Origin of the sequence: Wenzhouxiangella limi (assembly GCF_010499265.1) — a bacterium.
GTDB classification, from domain to species: domain Bacteria; phylum Pseudomonadota; class Gammaproteobacteria; order Xanthomonadales; family Wenzhouxiangellaceae; genus Wenzhouxiangella; species Wenzhouxiangella limi.
Window position 1 is genome coordinate 67,094 of sequence record NZ_JAAGSC010000042.1, and the last position, 25,914, is coordinate 93,007.

Annotated in this window: 22 protein-coding genes; 6 read left to right on the top strand and 16 right to left on the bottom strand. The window is 63.0% G+C overall.

What is annotated here, in order from left to right; translation table 11 throughout:
* Nucleotides 1-106 precede the first annotated feature (106 nt).
* The 9 genes from G3I74_RS11320 to gspG all read right to left on the bottom strand — a co-directional run bounded on the left by G3I74_RS11320 (nt 107) and on the right by gspG (nt 7,517).
* Entirely contained in the window at nt 107-2,263 is a 2,157-nt protein-coding gene (locus G3I74_RS11320; protein ID WP_164211721.1) for a secretin N-terminal domain-containing protein, read from the bottom strand.
* 161 nt (nt 2,264-2,424) lie between these two features.
* The gene (locus tag G3I74_RS11325; protein WP_164211722.1) at nt 2,425-3,024 is read right to left on the bottom strand and encodes a hypothetical protein; all 600 of its coding nucleotides are present in this window, start codon (nt 3,022-3,024) and stop codon (nt 2,425-2,427) included.
* Entirely contained in the window at nt 3,021-3,614 is a 594-nt protein-coding gene (locus G3I74_RS11330; protein WP_164211723.1) for a GspMb/PilO family protein, read from the bottom strand. Before G3I74_RS11330 ends, G3I74_RS11325 begins: the two co-directional genes overlap by 4 nt.
* Nucleotides 3,611-4,462 (bottom strand): hypothetical protein, encoded by an 852-nt coding sequence (locus G3I74_RS11335; RefSeq protein ID WP_203594708.1) that lies wholly within the window; start codon nt 4,460-4,462, stop codon nt 3,611-3,613. Before G3I74_RS11335 ends, G3I74_RS11330 begins: the two co-directional genes overlap by 4 nt.
* A gap of 109 nt (nt 4,463-4,571) precedes the next feature.
* Nucleotides 4,572-5,630, bottom strand: a complete 1,059-nt coding sequence (locus G3I74_RS11340) for a hypothetical protein (protein ID WP_164211725.1) — start codon at nt 5,628-5,630, stop codon at nt 4,572-4,574.
* Nucleotides 5,627-6,256 carry a PulJ/GspJ family protein gene (locus G3I74_RS11345; protein ID WP_164211726.1) on the bottom strand — a complete coding sequence of 210 codons (630 nt, stop codon included), beginning with the start codon at nt 6,254-6,256 and terminating at the stop codon, nt 5,627-5,629. The genes G3I74_RS11340 and G3I74_RS11345 overlap by 4 nt, the downstream gene beginning before the upstream one ends.
* A complete protein-coding gene (locus tag G3I74_RS11350) occupies nt 6,256-6,678 on the bottom strand; it encodes a PulJ/GspJ family protein (protein ID WP_164211727.1) in 423 nt (140 codons plus the stop codon). The genes G3I74_RS11345 and G3I74_RS11350 overlap by 1 nt, the downstream gene beginning before the upstream one ends.
* Before the next feature lie 2 nt (nt 6,679-6,680).
* Complete coding sequence (locus G3I74_RS11355) at nt 6,681-7,067, bottom strand: pilus assembly FimT family protein (RefSeq protein WP_338063102.1); 387 nt, start codon at nt 7,065-7,067, stop codon at nt 6,681-6,683.
* Between the two features lie 6 nt (nt 7,068-7,073).
* Nucleotides 7,074-7,517, bottom strand: a complete 444-nt coding sequence (gene gspG / locus G3I74_RS11360) for a type II secretion system major pseudopilin GspG (RefSeq protein ID WP_164211729.1) — start codon at nt 7,515-7,517, stop codon at nt 7,074-7,076.
* A 201-nt stretch (nt 7,518-7,718) separates the two neighbouring features.
* Between gspG and G3I74_RS11365 the strand changes: the two genes are divergently transcribed.
* Together G3I74_RS11365 and G3I74_RS11370 are read left to right on the top strand one after the other, a co-directional pair.
* A complete protein-coding gene (locus G3I74_RS11365) occupies nt 7,719-9,458 on the top strand; it encodes a GspE/PulE family protein (RefSeq protein WP_164211730.1) in 1,740 nt (579 codons plus the stop codon).
* Nucleotides 9,459-9,465: 7 nt separating this feature from the next.
* Nucleotides 9,466-10,665 carry a type II secretion system F family protein gene (locus G3I74_RS11370; RefSeq protein WP_164211731.1) on the top strand — a complete coding sequence of 400 codons (1,200 nt, stop codon included), beginning with the start codon at nt 9,466-9,468 and terminating at the stop codon, nt 10,663-10,665.
* 88 nt (nt 10,666-10,753) lie between these two features.
* Here the strand turns inward: G3I74_RS11370 and G3I74_RS11375 are convergent, their stop codons facing one another.
* The 4 genes from G3I74_RS11375 to G3I74_RS15995 form a co-directional block, all read right to left on the bottom strand.
* Nucleotides 10,754-14,446: a hypothetical protein gene (locus G3I74_RS11375; protein ID WP_164211732.1), complete on the bottom strand. Its 3,693-nt coding sequence runs from the start codon at nt 14,444-14,446 to the stop codon at nt 10,754-10,756.
* 190 nt (nt 14,447-14,636) lie between these two features.
* Nucleotides 14,637-15,509 carry a glycosyltransferase family 2 protein gene (locus G3I74_RS11380; RefSeq protein WP_203594709.1) on the bottom strand — a complete coding sequence of 291 codons (873 nt, stop codon included), beginning with the start codon at nt 15,507-15,509 and terminating at the stop codon, nt 14,637-14,639.
* A 173-nt stretch (nt 15,510-15,682) separates the two neighbouring features.
* Nucleotides 15,683-15,820, bottom strand: coding sequence for a hypothetical protein (locus G3I74_RS15990; RefSeq protein ID WP_239056890.1), 138 nt, complete (start codon nt 15,818-15,820; stop codon nt 15,683-15,685).
* Nucleotides 15,811-15,963 (bottom strand): hypothetical protein, encoded by a 153-nt coding sequence (locus G3I74_RS15995; protein WP_239056891.1) that lies wholly within the window; start codon nt 15,961-15,963, stop codon nt 15,811-15,813. Before G3I74_RS15995 ends, G3I74_RS15990 begins: the two co-directional genes overlap by 10 nt.
* A 430-nt stretch (nt 15,964-16,393) precedes the next feature.
* Between G3I74_RS15995 and G3I74_RS16005 the strand changes: the two genes are divergently transcribed.
* Genes G3I74_RS16005 through G3I74_RS11400 form a run of 4 tightly spaced genes read left to right on the top strand, consistent with a single transcriptional unit; the run spans nt 16,394 to nt 20,950 of the window.
* A complete protein-coding gene (locus tag G3I74_RS16005) occupies nt 16,394-17,425 on the top strand; it encodes an outer membrane protein assembly factor BamB family protein (RefSeq protein WP_239056884.1) in 1,032 nt (343 codons plus the stop codon).
* Between the two features lies 1 nt (nt 17,426).
* Nucleotides 17,427-17,744 carry a hypothetical protein gene (locus G3I74_RS11390; protein ID WP_164211734.1) on the top strand — a complete coding sequence of 106 codons (318 nt, stop codon included), beginning with the start codon at nt 17,427-17,429 and terminating at the stop codon, nt 17,742-17,744.
* 48 nt (nt 17,745-17,792) lie between these two features.
* Nucleotides 17,793-18,380, top strand: a complete 588-nt coding sequence (locus tag G3I74_RS11395; protein WP_164211735.1) for an ECF-type sigma factor — start codon at nt 17,793-17,795, stop codon at nt 18,378-18,380.
* Between the two features lie 5 nt (nt 18,381-18,385).
* A complete protein-coding gene (locus G3I74_RS11400; RefSeq protein ID WP_164211736.1) occupies nt 18,386-20,950 on the top strand; it encodes a serine/threonine-protein kinase in 2,565 nt (854 codons plus the stop codon).
* Nucleotides 20,951-21,302: 352 nt separating this feature from the next.
* On the opposite strand, the gene G3I74_RS11405 is transcribed toward G3I74_RS11400, so the two are convergent.
* From G3I74_RS11405 to G3I74_RS11415, 3 genes are all read right to left on the bottom strand, one after another.
* Complete coding sequence (locus G3I74_RS11405; RefSeq protein ID WP_164211737.1) at nt 21,303-21,695, bottom strand: PIN domain-containing protein; 393 nt, start codon at nt 21,693-21,695, stop codon at nt 21,303-21,305.
* Nucleotides 21,692-21,931, bottom strand: coding sequence for a type II toxin-antitoxin system Phd/YefM family antitoxin (locus G3I74_RS11410; RefSeq protein ID WP_164211738.1), 240 nt, complete (start codon nt 21,929-21,931; stop codon nt 21,692-21,694). The genes G3I74_RS11405 and G3I74_RS11410 overlap by 4 nt, the downstream gene beginning before the upstream one ends.
* Nucleotides 21,932-22,003: 72 nt before the next feature.
* On the bottom strand, nt 22,004-25,825 hold the full coding sequence (locus tag G3I74_RS11415) for a methylmalonyl-CoA mutase family protein (protein ID WP_164211739.1): 3,822 nt from the start codon (nt 25,823-25,825) through the stop codon (nt 22,004-22,006).
* Nucleotides 25,826-25,914: the final 89 nt, after the last annotated feature.

The following is a 25,914-nucleotide window of genomic DNA, read 5'->3' on the forward strand; positions in this document are numbered from 1 at the left end:
TCAATAGGTTAGCGCCAGGCCGATGATGCCACGGCGGAAGCCCCAATCTTCATTCTGGCTATCTCAATGCCTTGCACGAGACAAAGACGCGAGAAAGGCGGAAACGCTATTGATCATCACTACCTGTTTCCGGCGGCAAAAGACCGCGCCCCGGATGTGAAGGGGTGAGCCGTAAGCGAAAGGCCTCGGTAATCTTCTCAGCCTCATCATGGCCCGGGAGGATGTACGGGATCATCAGAATCACCAGTTCCGTGCGGTTGCTGCTGGCGCCATCCGACCGGAACAGCCGCCCCAGCAAGGGGATTCGGCTGAAACCCGGCACGCCGCTCGTCCCTTCGCTGCGGTTCTCGCTGATCAAGCCACCCAGCATCAGTGGGCGCCCATCCCGCGCCGTCAACTCCGTCGAAACTCGCCGGGTGAAAATCGATGGACTGTTAATACTGGAACTTTCGGTTTGCTGAGCTTCACTGACTTCCTGATCAATCGCAAGATCCACCACCCCGCGCCCCCGAACGGTGGGGCTGATGCGCAATATGATGCCCGTATTGCGGAATGCGACATCCTGGAGAATACTCGGTCCGCCTGGACTACTGATATCCGCGCTCGACGCCTGACGGGTGATGATGGGCACGTCGGTGCCGACGTCGATGCTGGCCTCGCTGCCTGACTGCACGAGCAAATGAGGCCGAGAAAGAATGGACACCCGATCACTGGACTGGAATGCATTGAGAATGACGCGTGCATCGCCGGGATTATCAAATACTGCCGAAAGACCTGACCCACCCAACCCAAGGCCGTCAACGGTGGACACGGTTCCGCTGAAACCTCCGATCTCCAAACCTTCCAACAGGCCCTCGACTCCTATATCACGTTGGTCTGTCAGCGAGATTTCGGCGATGGTGACCTCGACCAGCACCATCGGTGTTTCGGTATCCATTTGCTCCATCAGCGGCCGAAGCCGCTGCCACTCGGCGCCCGTACCGCGAAAAAGAATCGCATTACGAACGTCATCAACCACCAGGCCGCTGGCCGCCCTGCCCTGCTGCCTGGCCTGGGTGCTATCGCGCTGATCTCTGAGGCCTTCCGCCGGCTCAAGAACCATCCCGCTTCCGAGCAGGTTTCGCAAGACACCTGCAATATTTTCTGCCGAGGTCCGCTGTGCCTGATACCTGAAAAGGCTCTCCTCATCCGGTGGTGCGACCACGCGATCCAGTTCAACGGCCCAGGCCTGAATCTGGCTCAGGACATCATCGGTAGCTGCAAACGCGAACAGCACATTAACCGCATCGACAGGCACCAGCGTGACCGGCCCCAGACCACCGGTCTCTGGCGCGTAGCCTTGCGCCGTCAAGAGCTCCTGAATCTCTGACGCGAGTTCACCCGCGCTGCGGTAGATCGGTTCAATACGGAGGATGTTGCGTCCACGCATCAAAGGCTGGTCCAGCACTTCAATCGTCGCCAGCGCCTGACGAATAATCTCGGGCCGTCCCTGCAGGAGGATAGCGTTCCGACCGGCATCCTCAGAGACTTCCAGCCCTCGACCTCGGAAAATGTCGGCGAGCAGCGATCGGACCTGGGTGTTCCGAACCACCGCCAGTGGCACGATCTGGAAAACGGGACGATGGGTTTCCGGCACGCTCGGCAAAGTTGCGCCGGTTGCCAAAAGGGGCAGCGGCGACCCGGCTGCGTCATTGTCAAGGGCAAAGTAAAACAAATCGCCATCGTTGAACGCGCCAACACCATACCGAGCCAAGATTCTGAGTGCGGTCTGATACAACGCGGGTCCGTCCTGTGGTTCTGCCAAACGCAGGGTCACTAAATCACCCCGCTGCCGCACAGCCTCGTCCATCTGAAAATCAAGCTGCAAAACACGACCGAAAGCCTCATCTATAAAAACGGGAAGAGGCATCGCTTCGAAATTAAGCCTGAAAGGCCCTGCGGGCAGATCTTCCGGCACATCTGCCAGCGCCATGGACGCAAGATTCGACCAGTTTCCTGTCGCTGCGAGGGCTTTAAATCGCTCACGGGACTGCTCAGGTCTGTCCTGGGGGTCCGCGCGGGAGGCATCCGGGTCTGCGTTATCGGCTGAGGCTGCTGGCGTGTTGCCTGCGGGGCTTCTCAGCGGCCCTTCAGCGGAAAGCGGGGCAGGCGGCGTCGCACAGGCAGCAAGCGCCAGAACCAGAATAGCCGCCAGGATAAGCCGTTCCATCGACGAGATAAGGACAACTTTCTGGTGGTGATGGCGTGATTGGGCGATTGTCATGCAGTAAGCTTCCCTGTTGGGCTGTACGTTAGGAATCTAGAGCGTAAATGGGTTCGCTGAGCGCTCCTGTCGGCATGGCTTCCAGTGTGCCCGGTCCGCCATTCCAGCTTTTCTGGGCACTGGACGCCTCCGCCTGGCGATTGGTCAGGCATAGGACCAAGTCAGTTGCTGCGGCCATCCGCCGCAGCAGAATCGGGCAAGTAGAGATCCAGATCCGTATCCCTGAATAGCTGCAGACGGTGTGGCACCGTTCCTGAAGGCTCCTGTGACGGATTTTGCAGTTGGCCCGGCAGTTCAACCACAACCCGGCCCGGATGCAGCTCAATGACTCGTGCGCCGTGCTCAATTTCCTCGCCTTGGCTGACATGGCGCAATCTGCCGTCACCGGCCCTGAACACCGATTGCAACTTGCCGTGCTGCTCAGTGCTGCCCAAAAAGCGCCAACGGTGAGCACGGCGACGCTGACGTTCCGCTTCGGCCAACCGTGCGGCTTCTGCAGCCGCTTCTGCGGCGGCTTGTGCGGCAGCCTCTTCAGGCTCGTCCACAACTTGCTCGCTGATCCAGCCCAATCTCTCAGCAACGGCCGCTGCGATCACTTCAGCATCGGCCGCCTCGCTGAGTTCGGGCAAAGCCCACTCCAATGGCTCGTTAAGGTCGGCTCGGTACTGTTGTTTAGGCGCAGTGATCAGGCCAGTTGCAAGCCCGATCAGCAGAGCCGCTGTTATCGACAGCAGGAGCGGATATCGGGCGAGTCGATTCATGCCTCGTCACCTTCGGATCCAGACACCTGGTAGACCGCGTGCAGCAAAACGCCGTCCGCACGCCCGTGCTCAACGTCAATGCGCAACTCATCAACGACAATCAAACCGTCTCGGTTTTCAAGTGCCGCGAGGAACCCCAGCAGACGGCGCGGGTCATGCTGCAAGCGCAACGTGGCCCCTACCTTGAACAAACCCGGGATATGCCCTATTGCAGCTGGGGCTTGCATTTCCAGCCGGCTGATCTGCAGTCCGGCTGATTGAGCCTCGCGTTCCAGCATTGACTGAAACTCCGCCCGCGCCAGGCTGGTGGTTTCGGCTCGATATAGCCGATTGTGAATTTGCTGCAGTTGATCGTTGGCTTCAGACAATCGTGTTTGCCAGTCACTGTCGGCCAGTACAACATCCAGATGGTGGTAGAGCCTTGCTTGGCGCTCAATTTCCGGCACCAGATCGCGACGCGCGTCGGCTAGGCTTAGCACCAGATTTAGCCCGAGTAGACCGAGTACAAACCACACCCCGATCCGAATACGCGGTTGCTCAACCAGCGCGCGGCGGATGGTTTCGGTTCCGTGGATCAGGGTCTTGTTCAAGGCCATGGTCGGTCCAGGGCAGCAGAGAGTACCAGCTGACCAGCCTGCCGACTGCGCTCTGCCGTGATTTCACTCAGGCCGCTAACGTCCTGCAGCGCTCGGACCAGGGTTTCGGGATCCGGCGCCGGGCTGGCGGCCAGCAGGAGACTAAGACTGTCAGCCTGATGCTGCCATTCGCGTAGTTCTACATTTTCAGGCAGTGTTTCAACCACCTCGCGCAATAATTGCAGCGCGCTGCGTTGTGGTGACAATTGAAGGAGGTCTTCGGTGCGTGCCCGGGCGCTGAGGGCCTGGTCGCGGGCAGCGAGTTGCTCCGCTGAGGCGGTGCGTTGCTCGGCCAGTTGTTGCTCTACCTGATCAAGCGTCGCATGCGTTTGCCATAAAGCGCCCAGTTGCCAACCTGCGGTAAGGGCCAGCAGCGTCGCCGCCGCCCAAACGACCGTGCGCTCGTTGTGTGCCCAGAGGTTGTCATCGTTGGCGACGCGGCGCGCCCAGGGCCTGACATCCAATCGAAGTTTCTGCACATCCGGAGTAGGCTCGGGCGCTTGCCCCGCTGCTCGGGTGAAAGCACCCCACTCCGCTGTGCTGGGGGTGCGCGCCCACCAACGCGAGGCCTGCAGCTGGCCATCTCGCCAGATTTGCCCCTCTACACCCTCCAGACAAGCCACGAGCCGGGCGCCGTCTTCGTCAGGCGCATACAGCGCGGATTCTGGTACTGCTCGCTCGCCGGGACCTGTACTCAAGGCCAGGTCATTTCCAACCCAGGCCCAAACATGCGCAATATTGTCCTGCCAGCCAATCCAGTACCGCGCTTCCGAGAGGGGCCGCCAGGCTTCGATCTTCAGCATCAGCACCGGCATGCGACGTGGGGCTGGCACGGCATCCAGTTTGAATCGCCGGTAGAGCAGACGGCTACGGGGGATAATCAACTCGCGGCGGCCCAGTCTTCCGCCCGCTTCATTGTCGCCCAGCAGTGGACTCCTCCGGCGAGGCGAAAAGAGGATGGTCAATGATCTGGGGATCTGGAGGCGCACTGCTGGAATGTGATGTCTGCGGTGTAACCGGATAAGTCATTTCGAGCTGCCAGGGTTGCGCTCGATGAGCTTGCGGCGTCATTCGCAAATGATACCGCAAAGCCCGACGGCTGGACACGGCCGGAAAAGTGATGCGAAAGGAAGTCCCTGGAACGCCTTGGTAGTGTAGCGGGTCAAGCACCGCATTGTCGAGACCACCGGGCCCGGCCACTGGCCTGGATGCACGCTGCTCGACGATAGTCTGAGCGGTTGATGCATTCATGAACGGCAACACAGGCAACAGCCACGGCGGGGCTGAATTGAGGTTGAGGCGTCCACGCGCCAGCGGGCTGACGCCGTCATTCCACAGCGCAATTTGCGTGGGGCCCAACTGCTCCCAGCCAGGCTGATGAAGAACCTCAAACGGCGACAGAGGATACCGCGCCGACGGAGCCACAACCCCGCCCGCTCTGAATGCAGCTGCGATTGATCGGCCTGCCAGGCTATCAGGTGGCGCCAAGATAGTAGTCACCAACTGACGCGCGAGACGGTCTCGCTGAGGACCGCGGACGTCCATCAGTTGCAGAAGACTCGCGAACGATGCCGTATCCAGGTTCTTCAGCTTGATGAGCCCGGCTTCGTCCTGAATCCGGAACACACTTTTGTCGAAGGCGAGGAGCGGGCGATTGTCGAGTGGAAGGTCGTCCGGCCGCCAGAGTAAACGGGTGTCGTTAGCAGGCGTGGATCGCCAGCTGTTGGCGATAGCCGGATCGTAAGGACCCATGTAAATCCCGCCGATGCCAATAAGCCGGGTCGCCATGAAGTATTTTAGGGTTTCGAGCGTATCGTGATGGGCGATTTGCTCGGAAGCCATATCGCTGAAATCGATGGATTGACGCATTGTTGCCGAGACCCAGGCTGCAATAGCCGAAACCAAGAGGCTAAGGGCTACCAGTACGGCCAGAACGAGTGCGAGAATGAAGCCTTGAGCCTTGCGTTTCATCGGAATTCTGCCGGCAAGTCCAGATCTGGCCGAGGATTTCGCCTACCACGAACGGAGGCCGCCCACGTCACTGGCTGCCCACGCCACTGCGTTGTGAAAGCAATGATGGCCGGAAGCGCCGGAATCATGGCAAGACCGTGGCCGCCTTCGGGCGGCCACTGCGATTGCCAGCCGGCTTGCGGGTCGTAGTAAGCAAATTCGGCCGACTGCGCGTACCACGACCAGGCACGCTGCCATTCAGAAGCAATGATCGGCGCACCCTCTTGATAGTAAAGATGAAATAGGTCGCCCTCAGACTCAAGCTGCCAGTGGACCATGGACGGCTTACCCGGCCAGTCGGTCAGTGGCGCTAATGAAAGACCGCTGAAGCCGTTTGGGCCACCCGTAAAACGATGCCGCTCCACGCGACCCAGGTCGGCGATCAGGGCACTGACGGTGTCGTCGAACCAGGCATAACGGAGTCTGGCTTCACGCTGAAACTGGACGTGATCCAGCACGCGGTCTCGCAACAGCAGCGCTTGCGTCAGGCCTTGCATCAGTAAAACCGATACCAAGCTCGCGATGATCAAGGCGACCAGGGTTTCGAGTAGCGTAAAGCCCAGCTGAACGCGCGATGACAGGTTCATCAGCGGAAAAAGTCGGGCTGGCGGACTTGCCGCCAACCTGCTTTACGGGCAGAAAAACTGACCGGTTCGCCACCGCCGGTCACGGTAATCTCCAGCTGCCAAAGACCAACATCATACAGTGAATTGAAGCCACTACTGTTGATGCCAGGTATCGGCTCAGCCAGCGTCTCTGCGACCCACTCCACGCGGTAATGCCCGGCTTGACGAAAGCCCTGCGGCGTAGCCATGGGATTTACATATTCAATCGTGGCGAGGCCCACCAGCACGGCTTCCTGCATCTGACGCTGGGACTCAATGCGCCCAAGCCCGTGCGCGGTTACGCTCAGCCAAGCGTACAAGGCCGATACAACGCTGGCAAAAATCACCAGTGAAACGATAGCCTCGAGCAATGAGAATCCCGCTTGCAATCGGCTTTTTCGCATGCCTAGTCAACCAGAATAGCGCGGCAGCGTGGCGGCTCCAGGCGGTAGGTGAACCTGCGGTCGCGCCCCCGAAGTTGGATCAGACCGCCGTCGCAGGCCCCTGAGGGATGAAAAACGATGGCTGGATCCGCCTCTATATGCCAGTGAGGCGGGATTTCGCCCTGCAGCCATTCGTTCTGGCCCGCAAATGTGATGCGCTCACCTTCGGCCCGAGCATGCACGCCGAGCGCGGCAATAGCCTCAATGACAGTCTCGCGCTCTGCCGCCGCTCCGTAGCTCGACACCATGGCATCCAGTCTTGGCAATACGATGCCAACGGCCAAGGCAATGATGGCCATAACCACCATCATCTCCATCAACGTGAATCCGCGCATTGGCCTGCTGATCATACGCACTTAGCTGCGCGGGAGGTAACCGACGTCGGCATTCACATCCTCCCCACCCGGCCGGCCATCGGCGCCATAGGAGTAAAGCGCAAACGGCAGGTCCCGTCCTGGCAACGAATAGCGATATGGGTTGCCCCAGGGGTCTTCCGGCGGCGGCTCGTCGATGTAGGGCCCGCGCCAACGGTTCGCCACGCGCTCATCCGAGGGCCGGGAGAAGAGCGCGTTCAGCCCCTCCTCCTGAGTAGGAAACCGTCCCACATCCAGTCGAAAAGTCTCCAGCGCGCCGCGCAGCATGCGCACCTGGGTCTCGGCGGTGTCGACGCGCGAGTAGTCCACCCGGGTAAACAGGCGCGGGCCGACCAGGCCGACGATGAGCGCGATGATCACCAGCACTACCAGCATTTCGAGCAGGGTAAAGCCACGTGAGTTGGTATGGATTGATTTTTTAATCATCGGACCCTGAGAACACGAACGGTTGCGAGAGGTTCCCTAAATTGTACCGTCTGGTGGGGATCGGGGTAAAAGCGCAACCAGCCCGGGGCAGGCCAATCAGGCCTGGCCTTGGTGGTCGGAACCGGCAGCGACCGGGCGCATCGCGCAGGGGGTGAACCTCGGGACTGGGCCGTTGCGGCCCGACGGCGTTAGAATTGCGGAATGAACAGTGTCTCTGCAACCGAACTGCCCACCTCCGACCCGTCTGAACTGGCGCCCCACCCTGCCCTGCTTGGCGGCTTGCTGGTGGAGTCTGGGCTGGTCTCGGCCGATGATGTCAAGCGCGGGCTGGAGTTTCAGCGTGAGTTTGGCGGCCGGCTGGGGGCGGTGCTGGTGCGCATGGGAGCAATTTCGGAAGACAATCTGCTGCCGGTGCTGGCCCGCCAGCTGGACATGCCGCTGGCCGAGATCGAGGATTTCCCGATGGACGGCAAGCGGGTTCAGGCCGCCATTGAGCACAGCGGGCTGAGCGCAGAATGGTGGCTGGATGCGCAGGCCTGCATCTGGGAGATCGACGAGGGCCGCTACGGCTGTACTGCGCGCGACCCGCTGGATCCAGCCCTGGGTGAGGCGCTGGATCGGGCCTTTGCCGACGACGAGGTCACGCTGTACCTGGCCCGCAACCAGGAGGTCGACCGCCTGCTGGAGCTGGTCCAGCGCTCGTTGCGCAAGCGCGGCAGCGACGATGACATCAGCCGCCTGCGCGAGCTGGCCGAGGAAGCCCCAGTCATCGAGCTGGTCAACAACATCCTGTCCCAGGCCGCCGACCAGGATGCCTCCGACATTCATGTTGAGCCCGAGGAGCATCAGTTTTTCGTCCGCCTGCGCATCGACGGGGTGCTGCATACCCGCTATACCCTGCCGCGGGAGCGCTTTGCCGCGGTCGCGTCGCGAATCAAGCTGATTTCGGGCATGGATATCGCCGAGCGCCGCCTGCCGCAGGATGGCCGGGTGGGGATGCGGGTCAGCGGCGAGGAGCTGGATATCCGTGTCTCGGCCGTGCCGGGGGTGCATGGCGAGTCGCTGGTGCTGCGTCTGCTGCCCAAAGAGGCCCAGCAGCTGCGCCTGACGCACTTGGGCTTTGCCGACGACCACTACCGCCTGTTTCGCCAGTGGGCCACCTCGCCGCACGGGATCATTCTGGTCACCGGGCCGACCGGCTCGGGCAAGTCGACCACGCTGTATGCCACGCTCGACGAGATCAACGAGCGCGACCGCAAGATCATCACGGTCGAAGACCCGGTGGAATATCAGCTCAAAGGGGTCTCGCAGATCCAGACCCACGCCGAGATCGGCTACACCTTTGCCCGCGCCCTGCGCGCTATCCTGCGCCAGGATCCGGACATCATCATGATCGGCGAGATCCGCGACCTGGAAACCGCCGAGATTGCGGTGCAGGCGGCGCTGACCGGGCACCTGGTGTTTTCCACCCTGCACACGAATGACTCGGTCAGCGCGTTTACCCGCCTGGTCGACATGGGGGTGGAGCCGTTCCTGGTCGCCACCTCGGTGCGCGCAGTCCAGGCCCAGCGCCTGGTGCGACGGGTGTGCTCGGCCTGCGCCGAGCCGCTGGACAAACCGCATCCGCAGCTGCGCGAGCAGGCGCTGGCGGCGGCCCAGCGCGCGGGTTTGGCAACCGATGAAAACTGGGTCCAGGCGCGCGGCTGCCCGGCCTGCCGCGGCACGGGCTTCCGCGGCCGGGTGGGCCTGTATGAGCTGGTGGACGTCAGCGAGCGCCTCCAGGATGGCATTACCTCTGGCCACACCGCCCAGGCCCTGTGGCGCATCGCCGCCGAAGAAGGCGCGCGCACCCTGCGCGAAGACGGCCTGATCAAGGCCATGCAGGGCCTGACCACGGTAGAAGAAGTGATCCGGGTCAGCGGCGGGCATGCGGGGGATTGAAACACCCATGAAATTCCATTATCAGGCCATTACCGGTTCCGGCGAGGAAACCAGCGGGGTGCTGGAGGCCGATAGCCGTGATGAAGTCACGCGCAGGCTCGAAGCCCAGGGTCTGGTGCCGTTTGCCATTGCCGATGCGCGCGAACTGGGGCGGGGGCGAAGGCGCGGCGGCAAGCCGCCCCGGCGCGAGATCATGATTGCTCTGCACGAGCTGACTACCCTGATCGAATCCGAGGTGCCGATTGCTGAAGCCGTCGGCTCGCTGGCGACTTCTTCGCATCATCCGGTCATTCAGGACGCTTTTGAAGCGATGAGCACCCGGATCAAGCGCGGCGAGCCGTTTGCCGAGGCGCTGGCCGAGACCAACCTGAAGCTACCGTGGTATTTCGGCCAGCTGGCGCGCTCGGGCGAGATGACCGGGCAGCTGGGCGATGCGCTGAGACGTGGCGTGGCCCAGATGGAATACGACCTGGAAGTCGCCAGCGAGCTGCGCGGTGCACTGGTCTACCCGACCATTCTGGTGGCCACCGGCATTGCCGCGATTCTGGTGGTGTTCATGGTGGTGGTGCCGAATTTCGGCACCATGGTTGACCTGGATGACCCCAACGTGCCGTGGCTGGCCTGGGCGGTGATCAGCACCGGGTTGTGGTTCAACGCCCACACGGCGGCCGTAACGCTGGGTGTGGTCGGCGGCCTGGGCCTGCTGGGCACCGCCATTGCGCAGCCGGCCATGCGCCGACGGGCGCTGGAGTGGCTGTCGCGTCTGCCGATCATCGGCGACTGGCTGATGGAAGCCGAGACCGGGCGCTGGACGGCGATGCTCTCAACCCTGCTGGGCAGCCGGGTGGAGCTGGTCCAGGCGCTGGATATGGCCGAACAAAGCGTGCAGCTGCGCAACCTGCGTGCCCGACTGGCCCAAGTGACCCGCGCCACCCGCGGCGGCACCGAGCTATCGGCCGCGCTCAGAGACCACCAGGCCATCACCGCCACCGGCTGCGACCTGGTCCGGGTGGGCGAGAAAACCGGCAAGCTGCCGCAGATGCTCGAATCCCTGGCCAAGCTGTATCAGCAAAGCGGCCGCGAACGCGCCAAGCGCGCCCTGCAGCTGATCGAGCCGGCCGCCATCCTGATCATCGGGGCGGTGATCGGCGTGATCATCACCGGGGTGATCCTGGCGATTACGGCGAGTCAGGATTTGGGGATGTAGCGAGTACTGGAGGGATATCACCACCTGATCATTTGTTCTCATCCTACCGGCATTGCCGGCCTTGTCAGGGCCGTTCATGTCGCCGACCTCATCGAAACGAACCCTCGGCCGGTCGGAAGATGACGGGGACGGGCGCGGCCTTTTCGTCGCGCTGGTTTTGGGCCCAGGCCATCAGGCTGCCGTCGCTGCGGATTTCGGTGGCGCTGACGATATGCCATGCGCTGTCGTCGGGCAGCAGGTCGTTGAGGTTCAGGATCAGTCCCTGCTCCCAGACGAAACCGGACTGGCGGCCGTCGGCGTCGAGGCCGGTGCCGGCGACCACCCCGGTTTCGCTGACGGCCAGCGCTTCGGTGTAGCCACCGCCCAGGCTCGGCAATTCGGTTATGCCCTCCTGAGCCGACCAGATGAACGCGCGCAGCACTTTTTCGGCCCCGGTGCTGCGGTTCGGCACGTCTTGGACCGCCGAGGTTCCGACGACCTGCCCCTCGGCATTGGCCGCGCGCGGAACGGTCAGATCTCCGCCCAGCGAGGGCAGCAGGTACAGATTGCCGCGTTCGGGAAAATCGGTGCTGATAATGTCGTAGAAAAATGCCGCCCCACCGCCGGCGAAAAGGCCGCCGTTGGTCGGGAAACGCGCCCCGCAGGCGGGACTGCCGCCGCCAGGGGGTTGCAGAAAAGACGTTGAAAAGGCCCTGAAGTCCGGATCTTCAGCCAGCCCGTAGACGCCGAAGAACTGATCACCACGGCTTGAAGCACCCAGCGCCAGGTGACCGCCGACCAATTCGCTTTGGTTCAGCTGCACCGGCTGCCCCTCGGCAAGCAGCAGCACCCGGCTGCCCGATTCATCGACTTGCTGGCCCAGCAGGAATCCGCTTTCGGTGACATCGAACAGACGGCCCTGCGAATCCCGACTGATGCCAGAGGCCACATCCAGACTGACCCCATTCCAGATCACCGGACGAACAAAGCCCTTGGCATCACTCGACCAGCCGAAGGCCAATCCGTCATCGGTAACGGCGTTGAGGACGGTCTGACCCGTATCTCCACCCAGACTTCCAACAGAGAAATCAACTCCACGCACACGGGTGGATGAGCGCAACAAACCGTCCTTGGACAAGCCGGTCGCTGCAAACAAATCGCCGTCGAGACCGCTGCCAAAGTTCAGGTCGCAGGGCGTGATCTCGGGCGGGAAGGTTGGACTGGTATCAAAGGCCAGCTCGAACTGGGGCCGGTTGACTTCGATGGTGATGATGCCACTGTCGGTCAAGCCGACCCGGTTACTGATCTCGTAGCTGGCCCGGTCGACGTAGCCGAACAGGGCACTGTCGGGCGTCAGGGCCCCGCTGGTGTATTCCAGCACACGCAATGAAGACAGGGTGGCGGAGAGCTGAAGGCTACCGACAAACTGCCCCAGTGGTTCTGAATCGTCCAGCATCAAGGAGCCGTTGGCCGGATTGTCGACCGCTTCGCGCGGATCAATGAGCAGCTCTGCGCCCACACCGGTTTTCACGGTGAAGTCCTGCGCCGTCGGGGTGACCGAGCGGTTGACCGTCAAAGTGGCTGTATCGACAAATCCATGCTCGTTGCGCACGGTATAGCTCATGGTGTCGGTCCCATCAAACTTAATATCTTCAACCCCGAACTTCAGCAGCGTGATCTCGCCGGTCGCGTCCATCTCGGCGCGGTACCGATTACCGGCGTCCGTCGATAGCCAGCTACCGACCGGGTCAATGATCTGCAAGACTCCGCCGAGATAGCCAGGCTCGTCGTTATCAACAACGGGGACTTCAATAAATCTATTACCGTCCATTTCGATCTCGACATCGTTGGCAACGGGTTTCCATTCCTCCAGCGGGGGAAAATCAAGGTAGGTATCAGACTCGGTCCGGGCCGGGCTGACCCTGAGCACGAAAGTGCTCGAACGCACCTCGCCGGGATTGGAGACCAGGATCCAGGCCCTGCGAGGCTCGGTCTGACCCGCCGGTGAGAGGGCCGAAGCCACCACCGCGGCATCGCCTTCATCAATTTCGGGATTGTCGGCGCCAGGCTGATTGTAGGCCCGGATCAGCGTCCCGCTGAGGTCGCTACAGCCGCCCTCGATCGGCTCGGACTGTTCGGTGAATGTCTGGATCATGGGGCCGGACGAAAACCACGAGGTGGTCTCGTAGTCGATTTCATAAAAATGGTGCTGATCGCGCGGCGGCAGGACCAGTTCGACCAGCGTGGCCGACAAGGGGTCGAGGTCCAATTCAATTTCTTTTTGCGTGCTGGCCGATACCGTCAAGGTGGGTATATCGCCGGCCATGGACCCGGGGTTGGGCTCGCAGCGATGGGTATATCGATAGCCGGCGCTGCTGCTCGCACCCCTTACGGGCAGCTCGATATCACCCACGAAGAGCGCGTTGGCAGCCCAGTGCCAATGCGCTTCGCCGAGAGTATCGAACGGCGTTCGGATGTCAACGAAGGAACCGGCAGCCGTGGTCGTCAGCCCCTCTCGGAAGATGCGGCTGACGCCGCGCACGTCGGCCAGGCCACTTCGCAGCAAGAGGTCGAACCAGAAGTGCTGGGCCTCGTAGTGAAAGCTTTGGTCGGTCGATTGCAGCCCAACATCAACCGGGCGTTCTTGGCGATGGATGATCAGATTCGGATACTGAACCAGCGCCGCCGTTCCCTCGGTCAGCCAGCGCCGAAACGGTGATAGCTGGTAGTCAAATTGAATGGTGTGGAATAGTTCGTGGCGGGTCGTGGACAGACCAGCATCGACGTCATTGCTGCTGCCAAGCGCATTGGTACAGGTCCACGCATTCGTGGTCACGCCATTGTAAAAACCACTGAAAGAGTTGCAGGTCCACCGCGTGGTTTCATCGGACAGGTAATAGATGTATTGGTCCTGCGCGTTGGTTTTCAGCCTCGGTACAGGGTTGCCCACCATGTCCGTTTCGAATTCTTCCAGTCCGTCTTCCAGATGCGGGCCCATGGCGGTGAAAAGGTCGTTGTAGTCCAAGCCACACACCGACGGGTCGCCTTCTGCCACATCGCAACGCACGTCGAAGGGGGAGTCTGACGACCGGGCGGGATCCCAGTCGGGACCGGTCTTCCAGGTGGGCAGACGCTCGCCTGGACGTGCCTTTTCGGCCATGGGCAGGTATTCCTCGACCAGCCAGTCCAGAATGGGCTGGGTCGATTCGGTCTTCATCCACGGATGCTCCACCAGCACCACCTGGGTCGGAAACTCCGCATTACCGATCGTCGGCAGGTCGACCAGGTAAAGTTGGTGGTCAGGATCGTAGACGCCGTTGATTGGCATCCAGATATCGGGCACCTCGCGGGGATCCATCTCGTGCTGCATACTGAACTGGCCCCAGCCTTTCATCATCGGCACCAGGCGGCGGGTATCGCCACCGGAGGGAACGGGAATGGCCAGAATGAACGCTGCCCGGCCCTTTCCCTGCAGCAGGTCGGTTTCTTTCTCCAGGTCCAGGGCAATCAGTTCGATAAGGTCGCCCAGCGGTCGAAAGCGCTCGCCGCGCTCGGATCCCAGCAAGTCTTCGGGTGGCGTTCGGCGCTTCAGGGTCACCCTCTGCGACGCATCCAAGGCTTGCGGATGAGAACCCAGCAGGAGGTCATCGTCCACCGCGGACAAGACCCCGGGAGTGACTTCGGTGGACGACGACAAGTCGCCCTCGAACCGATCGGAGAACAAGTCGTCTTCGCTACGGGGAACGGCCCATGCCAGGGTAATAATCAGGCCGAACAACAAACCAAAACAGGAGATTCTCATAAGACGACACCGTGCGGCTGTTTAGCAACTTCCTTGCTATACGAGAAACCGGCACGATTACTGCCAACCGATGTAGATCAGGTGTTGAATCGGCCGGCGCCTTGAGCCGGTCAATCGCCATTTTTCAGCCGCTGAAATTCAACAAGTGCGCGCCGACCGCCAAAACCTTGATGATGGCAAATTCGACACTTCAGCGCTGAGGCCCGTGGCGCAGTAGCAGGCGCATGGTTTCCACCATTTCCATGACCCACAGGCGCAGCTGCACGGCGCTGGCGACCAGGCGGTAGCGCAATGGCCAGGCGGTGCGGCCGAGAAACAGGTAAAACGCGATCACCGGCGGCAGAAAGGTGCGCAGCGTCCAGATCAGGCGCTGGCGGCGGCTGCCCTGGGTGATCTGGCCGCCCTTGATACGACGGTACTTGGCAGCCAGCTCCGGCCAGCTGGTGCGGGCCGGGTGTTCGACGACGGCGGCTTCGACGTAGCGAAGATCTGCGCCGGCAGCGACGGCGCGGCGGCAGAAATCGGCATCACCGCCGGAGTAGCGGGCGGTGTCGAAGCCGCCAAGCTTCCGCGCCAGTTCGGCCGGCACCATCAGGTTGGCGGTGGCGGCGTAACCGCGCTGCACGTACCACCCCTGCGGGATACCCTTGACCAGGTCGTGCATTTCCCACGGACCGGGCTTGGCGCTACTGGCGATCATCCGGACCTGTCCGGCGAGAAGGGTGTTGAGCGCAGGTTCTGGCACCTGCGCCAGCAACTGCGACAGCCACTCCGGCAACGGACGGCAATCGGCGTCGGTGAAGACCAGCCAGGGCGCACGCGCCTGTTCGATACCGTGGTTGCGCGCGGCATACGAGCCGGGGATGTGACAATGCAGGATGCGCACGTTGGTAGCGGTCATCTCTGGCGGCTGGAACGCATCAGAGCCATTGTCAACCAGCAGGACTTCAAACTGCTCGGCCGGCAGGGTCTGTCGCGCCAGGCAGTCCATCAGCGCGGAGATGTGGTGCCAGTCGTTGTAGACCGGCACGATGACGGAGATGCAGGGGGCGGACGTTGCCATGGATGGATGGTAGCGCCAAATGAGCCTACCGCAGCCTCTTCTCAATAAGGCCAGACGCACAGTCGGCGCCAATGAGACTTTTCCCGTGCTTTCTGCGCTGACTGTTGTAGATCAAGCACTGTTGAGGCGTTGTAATGATTTTTGCGCGACGTACGAAGATCTGGCGAGCCGCTTTATGTGCCGCCGTGGCGATCTTGCTTTATTTGCCCGCGCAAGCGCGCGATCAGGCAATTTTTTTCCAAGCCGAGTTGTTCGACGGCCAGCAGCTGGCTGACGGCCCCGTTGAAGTCGAGTTTCGCCTCTACGGACAAGCCGAAGGCGGCAGTCCGGTCGCCACGCCCTTGTTCGACCCGGCCGTGACGGTCAGTGACGGCGTGCTGGAGGCCCTGCTGGACTTCGGGCCCGGTGTTTTTGACGGCTCACCGCGCTGGCTGGAGTTGGTGATCGAAGGCACCGTGCTCTCTCCGAGGCGGCCCATCCAGCCAGTCGCGGTCGCCTTGCATGCGCTCAGCGGAACAGAAGGGCCGGAAGGGCCAGCTGGAGAGACCGGCCCGCAAGGTCCCGCTGGTCCCGAAGGACCTCAAGGCTCCGCCGGAGAGACCGGGCCACAAGGTCTTGCTGGTCCCGAAGGACCTCAAGGCTCCGCCGGAGAGACCGGGCCACAAGGTCCCGCTGGTCCCGAAGGACCTCAAGGCTCCGCCGGAGAGACCGGGCCGCAAGGTCCCGCTGGTCCCGAAGGACCTCAAGGCCCCGCCGGAGAGACCGGGCCGCAAGGTCCCGCTGGTCCCGAAGGACCTCAAGGCCCCGCCGGAGAGACCGGGCCACAAGGTCCCGCTGGTCCCGCTGGTCCCGAAGGACCGCAGGGTCCGCCAGGTGTCGCTACTATGGTGCAGATCCTGCCCCCGCCGCCCGGGCCGGCTGGGACGCAGTGGATGCGGATGGATCCACCCGGCACGCCGATTTGGCAGCACGAGCATCATGCTGATGCTGATGACGCTCCGATTCTTTCCGTGTTTGCAGCCGGCGGCGTTGTCTTCTCGGCAGGCCGGGATCGCAAGGTCATCGCAGCCGACGCCCGAAGCGGCGAGAAGATCTGGGAACACCAACGCCACACCGGACGCGTGAATGCGGTCTTTGCGCGTCAGGGTCAGATCTATTCGGGCGCAGATGATCGCCATGTGATTGCAGCCGATATTGCCGATGGGTCACAGATCTGGCGTCACTCCCATCACGCCGATCCTATAGGTGCGGTGACCGCCAGCGATTCGGGCGTCTATTCAGGCGCCCAGGATGGTGTCATCGCCGCAAGCGGATTGGATGGGGCCAAGCTTTGGGAGCACACCCATCACGATGAGGCATTTAACGAAATAGAAGCGATCATCGAAGCACAAGGCGTTGTATTTTCCGCCTCGGATGCCGGCCAGGTGGTCGCTGCCGATGCCGAAGACGGTCGCTTGCTCTGGCGCCATGAACATCACGCCGGTGACTGGATTCAAGACCTTTCGGTCGATCGGGGTGTCCTCTATTCCGTATCGCTGGATGGCCTTATCGTTGCTGCCGATGCCGGCAGCGGTGCCTTGATCTGGGCCCGCAAGGCCAACCCGGAAGACGCCCGCGTGACCAGCGTTTTCGCCCGCAACGGCTTGGTCATGTGGAATACCTTTCGACCGGTAGAGTCCAGAGACCCACGCTTGTTCATCGCCGATGGCACCACGGGCAGCATTCTTTGGGACGAGCCAATGGATCAGTTCTCCTTGTCCATCCATGAATCACTCGGCGTTGTTTATGTTGCGGCCGCGGAAACCAATGTTGTCCAGGCCATCAGCGCAGCACCCGCTCTGCACGTCAGCGACGGAAACCAGTGGTGGCTGCTGAACTGGTTGGCTCCGGCCGGCGGGGCTGCCGGTGCGAACTGAGATGCGCTGGATAATGATCCTGATCCTGCTCGTCGCCTGGCCGACGGCCCAGACGCGCGCCGACGACCCGGATCGCTGGCAGCTGGGCCAGGTCATCATTGGACAAAGCCCGGTACGCGCCAAGGGCGGACCCTGGCGTGTCGACGGACGCATCCATGCCCAGGGAAGCCAGGTGATTGAGTCCACCGGTGCCGACTGGCGCTTGCGTGCGTTGCTGTTGCCGCGCAGGCCTCGCGAACCGCAAAACCCGCCGGACACGGACCGGATTTTCCGTGACCGGTTTTCTGCGGGCACACTGCTGCAGCGGACCGGGGAGTAAATCTGGACGTCGATTTGCCACCGCAGCGCGATCGGCTAAACTCCCGGCATGGCCGGGTTTGTAGATTCCAGCAACGACAGCAGCGACATCACCCGCCTGATCGGTCACTGGCAAGCTGGGGATCAGGATGCTGCAGAGCACCTGTGTCGGCTGCTCTACCAGCGCCTGCACCAGATGGCGGTCGGCCGATTGCGCGGAGAGGCGCGCCAGGTCACGCTGCAGCCGACCGTACTGGTCCACGAGGTTGTCATCGAACTGCTGCGCAACGCCCCGGCGGTCAGCGACCAGTCCCACCTGCTGGCGCTGGCTTCGCGCATGATGCGCCAGTTTCTGATCGACGAGGCGCGCCGACGCGGGGCCCAGCGCCGCGGCGGGGACCAACTGCAAGTGACCCTGGACGCCGAGCGCCATGGCCAGCCCAACGAAGTGGTCGATCTGATTGAGCTGGATGCCGTTCTGGAAAAGCTCGAGGCCCAGGACGAGCGCAAGGCGCGAGCGGTCGAACTGCACTACTTCGGCGGACTGGACTACAACGAAATGGCTGCCGAGCTGGGGGTCTCGCGCGCCACCGCGCACCGCGAGCTGCGCTTTGCCCGCGCCTTTATTGCCGCCGAACTGGGCAGCCCGGCAACCTGAGCAGGATGGATCCGACCCGCTGGCAAAAGCTGCAGGCGTTGTTTGATGAGGCCGTCGGGCTGGAGCCGGCGGCACGCGCGCAGTGGCTGAAAACACTGGAAGAAAGCGATGCGCCGCTGGCCGCAGAACTGGCTCGCCTGCTGGCCGCTGATGAGGCAGCGGCCGATCGTCAGATCGGCGGGCGCATCCAGCGCTTTGCCGCCAGAGCTGCAGATTCAGACGAGCTCCGGCCTGGACTGACAGTTGGGCCCTACACCATTGACCGACTGCTGGGCCGCGGGGGCATGGGACGGGTTTACCTCGCCCATCGCAGCGACCGGGCTTACGAGCAGCAGGTGGTGATCAAGGTGGTCCAGACCGGGCCCGGCGAGCGCCTGGTGCGATTGTTTGAGCGCGAGCGCCAGATTCTGGCCAATCTTACCCACCCGAACATCGCGCGCCTGCTCGACGGCGGCACGCTGGATGACCGCACACCGTACCTGGTGATGGAGTACGTCGAAGGGACCGATATCGTCAGCTATTGCGAGGCTCGGGGCATTCCGCTGGACGAGCGCCTGCGGCTGTTTCAGGAAGTCTGCGCGGCCGTGCAGTACGCCCACGCCAAGCTGGTGGTGCATCGCGATATCAAGCCGGCCAACGTGCTGGTCGACGGGTCCGGCCGAGTGCGACTGCTGGATTTCGGCATCGCCACCCTGCTGCGCCGCCACGCCGAGCCGCAGTCGCTGAACGCCGGCCTGGAATCCGCCGCCGGCGAACAAACGCTTTCCGGTGCCCTGCTCTCGCCCGCCTACGCCAGCCCCGAGCAGCGCCGGGGCGAGCCGGTAACCACCGCCAGCGACATCTACAGCCTGGGGCTGCTGCTTTATCGACTCGTCTGCGGCCACCTGGTCGACCAAGACAGTGGGCGCGACGAGGTATCGCCGACACCGTCGGCGCTGCTGCGGCAGGCCGGCCACGCGCGCCAGGCCCGATGCGTAGCCGGCGATCTGGACGCGGTCATCCTGCGCGCGCTGGCGCCCGATCCGGGCCAGCGTCACGCCACGGTAGCCGAATTCAGCGCCGAGCTGGGGCGGTTCCTGGAACACCGGCCGGTGCAGTCGCGCCCGGCCGGCGCTAGCCACCGTCTTGGCCTGTTCGCGCGCCGCAACCCGGGCCTGAGCCTGGTAGTCGGCGGGTCATCGCTGCTGATCACCGGCTTTGCCGTCGCCATGGCTTGGCTGGCCGTCCAGCTGGGCGAAGAGCGCGACCAGGCGCTGGCCGCGCGCGCGACCACCGATCATGTCGCCGGCTTCATGGTCGAGCTGTTTGCCGCCGCCGATCCGCGCCAGCACTTGGGGGATCCGCCGGATGCGCGCACGCTGCTCGATCGCGGGGCCGGCCAGATCGCCGAACTCGAAGGCCCGCCGGAACTGAGCGCGACTTTGCTGCTGCGCATGGGCGAGGCGTATCGCCACATCGGTGCCAGTGACCAGGCCAATGCCCTGTTCTCCAAAGCCCTGAAGCTCGCTGACCTGCCGCGGGAACTGCAGGTCGATATCGCGCTGGAGCAGGCCGATCTGTGGCGCGAGATCGGCCGGCTGGAGAAGGCCGAAGTGCGTCTGGCCGAACTGATAACCTCGCTGGAAGCCTCATCAACCACGCCCAACGCCCTGGCCAGTGCTTACAACAACTACGCCCTGGTGCTCGACGTGCTGGAGCGGCCCGAGCAGGCCGAGGCGTGGGTGCGCAAGGCGCTGGCGGTCGACCTGCCCGACAGCCGCGCCAGCCGCATCGACCGGCTGGCGTTCGGCAACAACCTGGCGCTGGCCCTGTCGCGCCAGGATCGGCACGACGAGGCCATCGACCTTTTCGATCGCGTCATCGGCGACAAGATCGAGGTCTTCGGCCAACGTCATCCCTCGGTGCTGCTATCGCAGCAAAACCTGGCCGACAGTTATCGCCGCACCGGCCGTCTGGAACAAACCGTGTCCCTCCTCGAGCGCATTCGCAGTACCAATGCGGTCATTCATGGTGAACACTCGCTGGCGGTTGCCGGCACCGATAATGAACTGGCCAACGCCTTTCACGACCTGCGTGCCTACGAACAGGCCGAGGCCGCCTACCGGCGCGCCTATGCCTTCTTCGAGCAGCATCCACAAGCCGATCCGTCCCTGCACGCTTTTGTCACCAACAACCTGGCCAGTCTGTTCGAAGACCAGGGCGATCTGGCCAAAGCGGAGCGCTGGTTCGCTCGCTCGGTGGCCTTGAGAGAAGCGCTGTTTGCCCCCGACAGCCTGCCCTACCTGAGCGGTCTGATGAACCGGGTTCGGGTGCAGATCCAGCTCGGCCGGCTGGAGCAGGCCGGCCGTGATCTGACAACCATCGAGCAGGCGCTTGCAGCCCATCACCCCGACCAGACCAGCCGCCGCCTCCAGGCGACGCTGCTGCGCGCCGAGTGGCATGCGGCATCCGGCCAGGCGGATGAAGCCCGGGCCACGCTCGCGACGATCGATCCGCAGCTGGTGGCTGAACAGGCGCAAAACGCTCATTTCGCCCGGCGCTTGCGGGCCGTGCAGGACGTCTTGCGCTGAGAATAGTGGTCACTCGGCTACAGCCGCACAAACTGCCCTGACGTCGACGAGGTCGCCTAAACACTCTGTCGGGCCAGACATGATCCCAAGCCATCCCCGAGCCCCCCGCTGCAGGCGAATCCAGAATCGGGACTCAAGTGCGCGCTTGTGCTCTTCGATCATCTCGGGCAGTTCAATGTACAACTCGATGTCTCCGCCGCGCTACCTGTCATCCACTCGGGAGCCAAATAGGAAAACCTACGCCGCCTGTCCGAAAATCTCCGGGGTAGCGGCTTTGATGATGTCGATTTGTTGCTTGGTCAAGCGCATGGAAAAGATTCCAGCGCGAATGCCACGGTCTGCCGAGCCTGAATCAGTGCACCAAGCGAATTGGCCCCGGATAGTCTGCGAGGGTCTTGTCGGCGGTGAGCAACTCCACACCCTCGGCGTTGGCCTGCGCGGCGAGAATGCGATCGAAGGGGTCTCGGTGCAGGTCCGGCAGGCTGGCCACAGCCAGAGTATGGCCGCTGGTGATCGGCAACTCCTGGTAACCATTATCCAGCAGTCCGCGGCGCAGCAGCGCCGCATCGACTTCAAAATCCGCTCTCTCGAGCCCGGACTTGATGACGACTTCCCAGATCGAGGCGGCAGAAAACAGCGGCTGGGTCCGCTGATCGCCCAACCGGCTGATAACCGCCGGCGGCAGGCGCGGATGGCCAGCGGCGGCCCACAGCAACAATTGGGTATCGAGCAGAACGTGGTTCACCGGTCGAACATCTCAACGATCTGCTCGCGAGCCATATCGTTGAAGTCATCCGGCACCGCGATACGACCGGCCAGAAAGCCGATACGCCGGCGCTGCCCGCTGACCGGGCTGTCCAGCGCGCTCACTCGAACCATGGGTTTGCCGGCCTTGGCGATGATGAAAGCCTCGCCCTGGGCCGCTTTCTCGACCAGCCGCGACAGGTGGGTCTTGGCTTCGTGGATGTTGATGGTTTCCATGCAGCACCACCTGGATCAGGTTAGTTCGACTGCATTAGTTTAACCCATCAGGTCAACACGGCTCGCATGAACCTACATATTCCGCCGATACTCCCCGCCCACCTCATACAGCGCGTGGCTGATCTGGCCCAGCGAGCAGGTCTTGACCGCTTCCATCAGCGCCTCGAAGGTGTTGCCGCGCGCTCGAGCGACGGTCTGCAGGTGTTTCAGGGCCGCGGCTGAGCGCTCGGCGTTGCGGGCCTGGAAGGCCTGGACGTTGGCGACCTGCTGGCGTTTTTCTTCTTCGGTCGAGCGCATCAGCTCGATCTCGCCGCCCTCCTGTTCGCTGCCTTCAGGCGGCAGGAAGGTGTTGACGCCGACCAGGGGGAGCGAGCCGTCGTGTTTCTTGTGCTCGTAGTAAAGTGATTCGTCCTGAATCTTGCCGCGCTGGTACATGGTGTCCATGGCGCCGAGCACGCCGCCGCGCTCGGAGATGCGCTCGAATTCCGCGTAAACCGCTTCTTCGACCAGGTCGGTGAGCTGATCGATGACGTGGCTGCCGGTCCAGGGGTTTTCGCAGAAGTTCAGGCCCAGCTCCTTGTTGATGATCATCTGGATGGCCACCGCCCGACGCACGGACTCCTCGGTCGGGGTGGTGATGGCCTCGTCGAAGGCGTTGGTGTGCAGGCTGTTGCAGTTGTCGAACAGCGCGTAGAGGGCCTGGAGCGTGGTGCGGATGTCGTTGAACTGGATTTCCTGGGCGTGCAGCGAGCGGCCCGAGGTCTGGATGTGGTACTTCATCATCTGGGCGCGCTTGTCGGCGCCGTAGCGCTCGCGCATGGCCCGCGCCCAGATCCGGCGCGCGACCCGGCCGATGACAGCGTATTCCGGGTCCATGCCGTTGGAGAAAAAGAAGCTCAAATTCGGCGCGAAGGCGTTGATGTCCATGCCCCGGGCCAGGTAGTACTCGACGATGGTGAAGCCGTTGGACAGGGTGAAAGCCAGCTGGCTGATCGGGTTGGCTCCGGCCTCGGCGATGTGGTAGCCGGAAATCGAGACCGAGTAGAAGTTGCGCACACCAAAGTCGATAAAGTACTGCTGGATGTCGCCCATCATGTGCAGGGCGAACTCGGTGGAAAAAATGCAGGTGTTCTGGGCCTGGTCTTCTTTGAGGATGTCGGCCTGGACGGTGCCGCGCACCACTTTCAGGGTGTCGGCCTTGATCTTTTGGTAGGTCTCGGCGTCAAGCAGCTGGTCGCCGGTCACGCCGAGCAGGCCTAGCCCCAGGCCGTCGCTGGTGCCCGGCAATTCGCCGGTATAGACGGGAGGATGGTCGCCGAGCAACTCGGCCTTTTTCTTCTCGGCCTGTTCCCACTGGCCGGACGCTTTGAGGTGTTTTTCGACCTGCTGGTCGACGGCGGCGTTCATGAACATCGCCATCAGCATCGGCGCCGGGCCGTTGATGGTCATCGACACCGAGGTCGTCGGGTCGGCCAGGTCAAAGCCCGAGTAGAGTTTTTTCAGGTCATCCAGGGTGGCGATGGAGACCCCGGAATTGCCGACCTTGCCGTAGATGTCGGGGCGCTCGGCCGGGTCTTCGCCGTAGAGGGTGACCGAGTCGAAGGCGGTCGACAGGCGCTTGGCCGGCTGACCTTCCGAGACGTAGTGGAAGCGCCGGTTGGTACGCTCAGGCGTGCCCTCGCCGGCGAACATCCGGATCGGGTCTTCGTTGGCTCGACGGTAGGGGTAGACCCCGCCGGTGTAGGGGTAGTGGCCGGGCAGGTTCTCTTTCATCAAAAAGACCAGCAGATCGCCCCAGTCCCTGGTCTGCGGCGCGGCGATCTTGGGGATCTGCAGTTTCGACAGCGACTCGCGGTAGTTCGAGCCCGTGATGTCCTTGCCGCGGACCTGGTAGCGGTATTCGTCGGCTTCGACTGAGGCCTTGCGCTCGGGCCAGCGGGCGAGAAGGGCGCGGGCTTCTTCGGGGATGGCTTTGGCGGCTTCGGCGTAGCGTTGTGCGAGCAGTGCTGCCAGGTCCGATGGGGAACCCCCCTGCCCTTCGGCTGGACCGGGAGATATGGGCCCCGGCTCGGGGGCCGGGGCGACAGCGTTTGGATCGCTGTGGGCCGAAGCAGCCGGATTCTGGTGGGTCTGGCCTGGGGCGAGGGCGTTTTGCCCGGAATGAGCCGCGCCTGACGAGGCCGGCATGGCGGAGCTGGAGCCTGCAACATCGCCCAACGGAACCAGCGGCTCAAGGGCGTGGTCGGGTGCGAGTTCGTTCAAGACTTCGTAATAATGCTGGGCGCGGCGGGCTTCTTCGGCCCAGCGCTGAATCTGATCGTTGATGGCCCGGCCCTGCTCCGCGATCTCGGCCAGGTAGCGCACCCGAGAACCCGGAATCAGCACCGAAGGCTTCGGGTCCTTGTCGACCAGCTCAACCACCGGCGCAAAATCGCACCGCCCAGGGACCGCAGAATCCTCAGCACCTGCATCTTGCTCGTAACCCGTAACCCGTAACCCGTAAACCTTATCCCTCACCAACCGACACAGATTGGCAAACATCCAAGTCACCCCCGGATCGTTGAACTGCGAGGCGATCGTCGGATACACCGGCACGTCTTCATCGGCCAGGTCAAACGCCAGCCGGTTGCGCCGCCACTGCTTGCGCACGTCTCTGAGCGCGTCTTCGGCGCTCTGGCGATCGAACTTGTTCAAGACCACCAGTTCGGCGAAATCCAGCATGTCGATTTTTTCGAGCTGGCTGGCCGCGCCGTAGTCGGAGGTCATGACGTAGACCGGGAAGTCGACGAGATCCACGACCTCGGAGTCGGACTGGCCGATACCGGCGGTTTCGAGGATGATCAGGTCAAAATCGCAGCTTTTGAGGAAATCCAGGCTGTCGGCAACGACTTCCGAGACCGCCAGATGCTGGCGCCGGGTGGCCATGGAGCGCATGAAGATACGCTCGGACCTGAGCGAGTTCATCCGGATGCGATCGCCCAGCAGCGCCCCGCCGGTGCGCCGCCGGGTCGGGTCGACGGCCAGAACCGCGATGCGCATCTCGGGGAAATACTGGAGGAAGCGGTTCAGGAGCTCGTCGGTGACCGACGATTTGCCGGCCCCGCCGGTGCCGGTCAGGCCGAGGACTGGGGTTGGGGTTTGGCTTCGAGCGGCCTGGACCCCGGCTCGCTGGCCGGGGTGACAGGCCTTTTGGCCGGGTGGGAACGTGCCATTTTCGATCGCCGACAGCGCCCCGGCGATTTCAAGATCGCTCAGCCTCTCGGGCGAGCAGCGGCCCGACCCCGAAGAATCCTCCGACGCCAGCCCCAAACCCCCTGTCGTCCCGGCCCCCGAGCCGGGGCCCGACCCCGAAGAACCGAACCCCTGCCCCAACCCACCTGTCGCCCCGGCCCCCGAGCCGGGGCCTGACCCCTGCGCATCAGCTCGCTTCGATCGCCCCTCCCACGCCCGCGCCACCAGATCATCGATCATCTCCACCAACCCCATCTTCATCCCGTCTTCCGGGTGGTAGATGCGGTTGACCCCGTAGTCCTGGAGTTGGCGAATCTCGGCCGGGGTGATGGTGCCGCCGCCGCCGCCGAAGACCTGGACGTGGCCCGCGCCCTGCTCGGCGAGCTGGTCGACCAGATAGCGGAAGAACTCGTTGTGGCCGCCCTGGTAGGAGCTGATGGCGACGGCGTCGGCGTCTTCGCACACGGCTGCGCGCACGATTTCGGCCACCGAGCGGTTGTGGCCCAGGTGGATAACCTCGCAGCCGCGCGCCTGGATCAGGCGGCGCATCAGGTGGATGGCGGCATCGTGGCCGTCGAACAGGCTGGCGGCGGTGACGACGCGCAGTGGCGCGGTCTGCGCCGGCGCGGCGGTGGTGAATCTTTGTTCGGCTGGTTGCGACATAAGGGTCATTTTAGCGCGCTGGCCAAAAATTGATGCAGATCAGATACACATGGTCCGCGGGTGGTTCATAATTGATGCATGGATCAGGC

Bases quoted from the DNA above. Each gene is read 5' to 3' on its own strand.
- G3I74_RS11390 (WP_164211734.1), top strand. From the start codon at position 17,427: ATGCGCTGGATAATGATCCTGATCCTGCTCGTCGCCTGGCCGACGGCC.
- G3I74_RS11380 (WP_203594709.1), bottom strand. From the start codon at position 15,509: ATGGCAACGTCCGCCCCCTGCATCTCCGTCATCGTGCCGGTCTACAAC.
- G3I74_RS11410 (WP_164211738.1), bottom strand. From the start codon at position 21,931: ATGGAAACCATCAACATCCACGAAGCCAAGACCCACCTGTCGCGGCTG.
- G3I74_RS11350 (WP_164211727.1), bottom strand. From the start codon at position 6,678: ATGCGAAAAAGCCGATTGCAAGCGGGATTCTCATTGCTCGAGGCTATC.
- G3I74_RS11355 (WP_338063102.1), bottom strand. From the start codon at position 7,067: ATGATCAGCAGGCCAATGCGCGGATTCACGTTGATGGAGATGATGGTG.
- G3I74_RS11345 (WP_164211726.1), bottom strand. From the start codon at position 6,256: ATGAACCTGTCATCGCGCGTTCAGCTGGGCTTTACGCTACTCGAAACC.
- G3I74_RS11395 (WP_164211735.1), top strand. From the start codon at position 17,793: ATGGCCGGGTTTGTAGATTCCAGCAACGACAGCAGCGACATCACCCGC.
- G3I74_RS11325 (WP_164211722.1), bottom strand. From the start codon at position 3,024: ATGAATCGACTCGCCCGATATCCGCTCCTGCTGTCGATAACAGCGGCT.
- G3I74_RS11320 (WP_164211721.1), bottom strand. From the start codon at position 2,263: ATGACAATCGCCCAATCACGCCATCACCACCAGAAAGTTGTCCTTATC.
- G3I74_RS11375 (WP_164211732.1), bottom strand. From the start codon at position 14,446: ATGAGAATCTCCTGTTTTGGTTTGTTGTTCGGCCTGATTATTACCCTG.
- G3I74_RS11415 (WP_164211739.1), bottom strand. From the start codon at position 25,825: ATGTCGCAACCAGCCGAACAAAGATTCACCACCGCCGCGCCGGCGCAG.
- gspG (WP_164211729.1), bottom strand. From the start codon at position 7,517: ATGATTAAAAAATCAATCCATACCAACTCACGTGGCTTTACCCTGCTC.
- G3I74_RS16005 (WP_239056884.1), top strand. From the start codon at position 16,394: ATGGTGCAGATCCTGCCCCCGCCGCCCGGGCCGGCTGGGACGCAGTGG.
- G3I74_RS11370 (WP_164211731.1), top strand. From the start codon at position 9,466: ATGAAATTCCATTATCAGGCCATTACCGGTTCCGGCGAGGAAACCAGC.
- G3I74_RS11340 (WP_164211725.1), bottom strand. From the start codon at position 5,630: ATGAAACGCAAGGCTCAAGGCTTCATTCTCGCACTCGTTCTGGCCGTA.
- G3I74_RS11365 (WP_164211730.1), top strand. From the start codon at position 7,719: ATGAACAGTGTCTCTGCAACCGAACTGCCCACCTCCGACCCGTCTGAA.
- G3I74_RS11335 (WP_203594708.1), bottom strand. From the start codon at position 4,462: ATGCTGAAGATCGAAGCCTGGCGGCCCCTCTCGGAAGCGCGGTACTGG.
- G3I74_RS11400 (WP_164211736.1), top strand. From the start codon at position 18,386: ATGGATCCGACCCGCTGGCAAAAGCTGCAGGCGTTGTTTGATGAGGCC.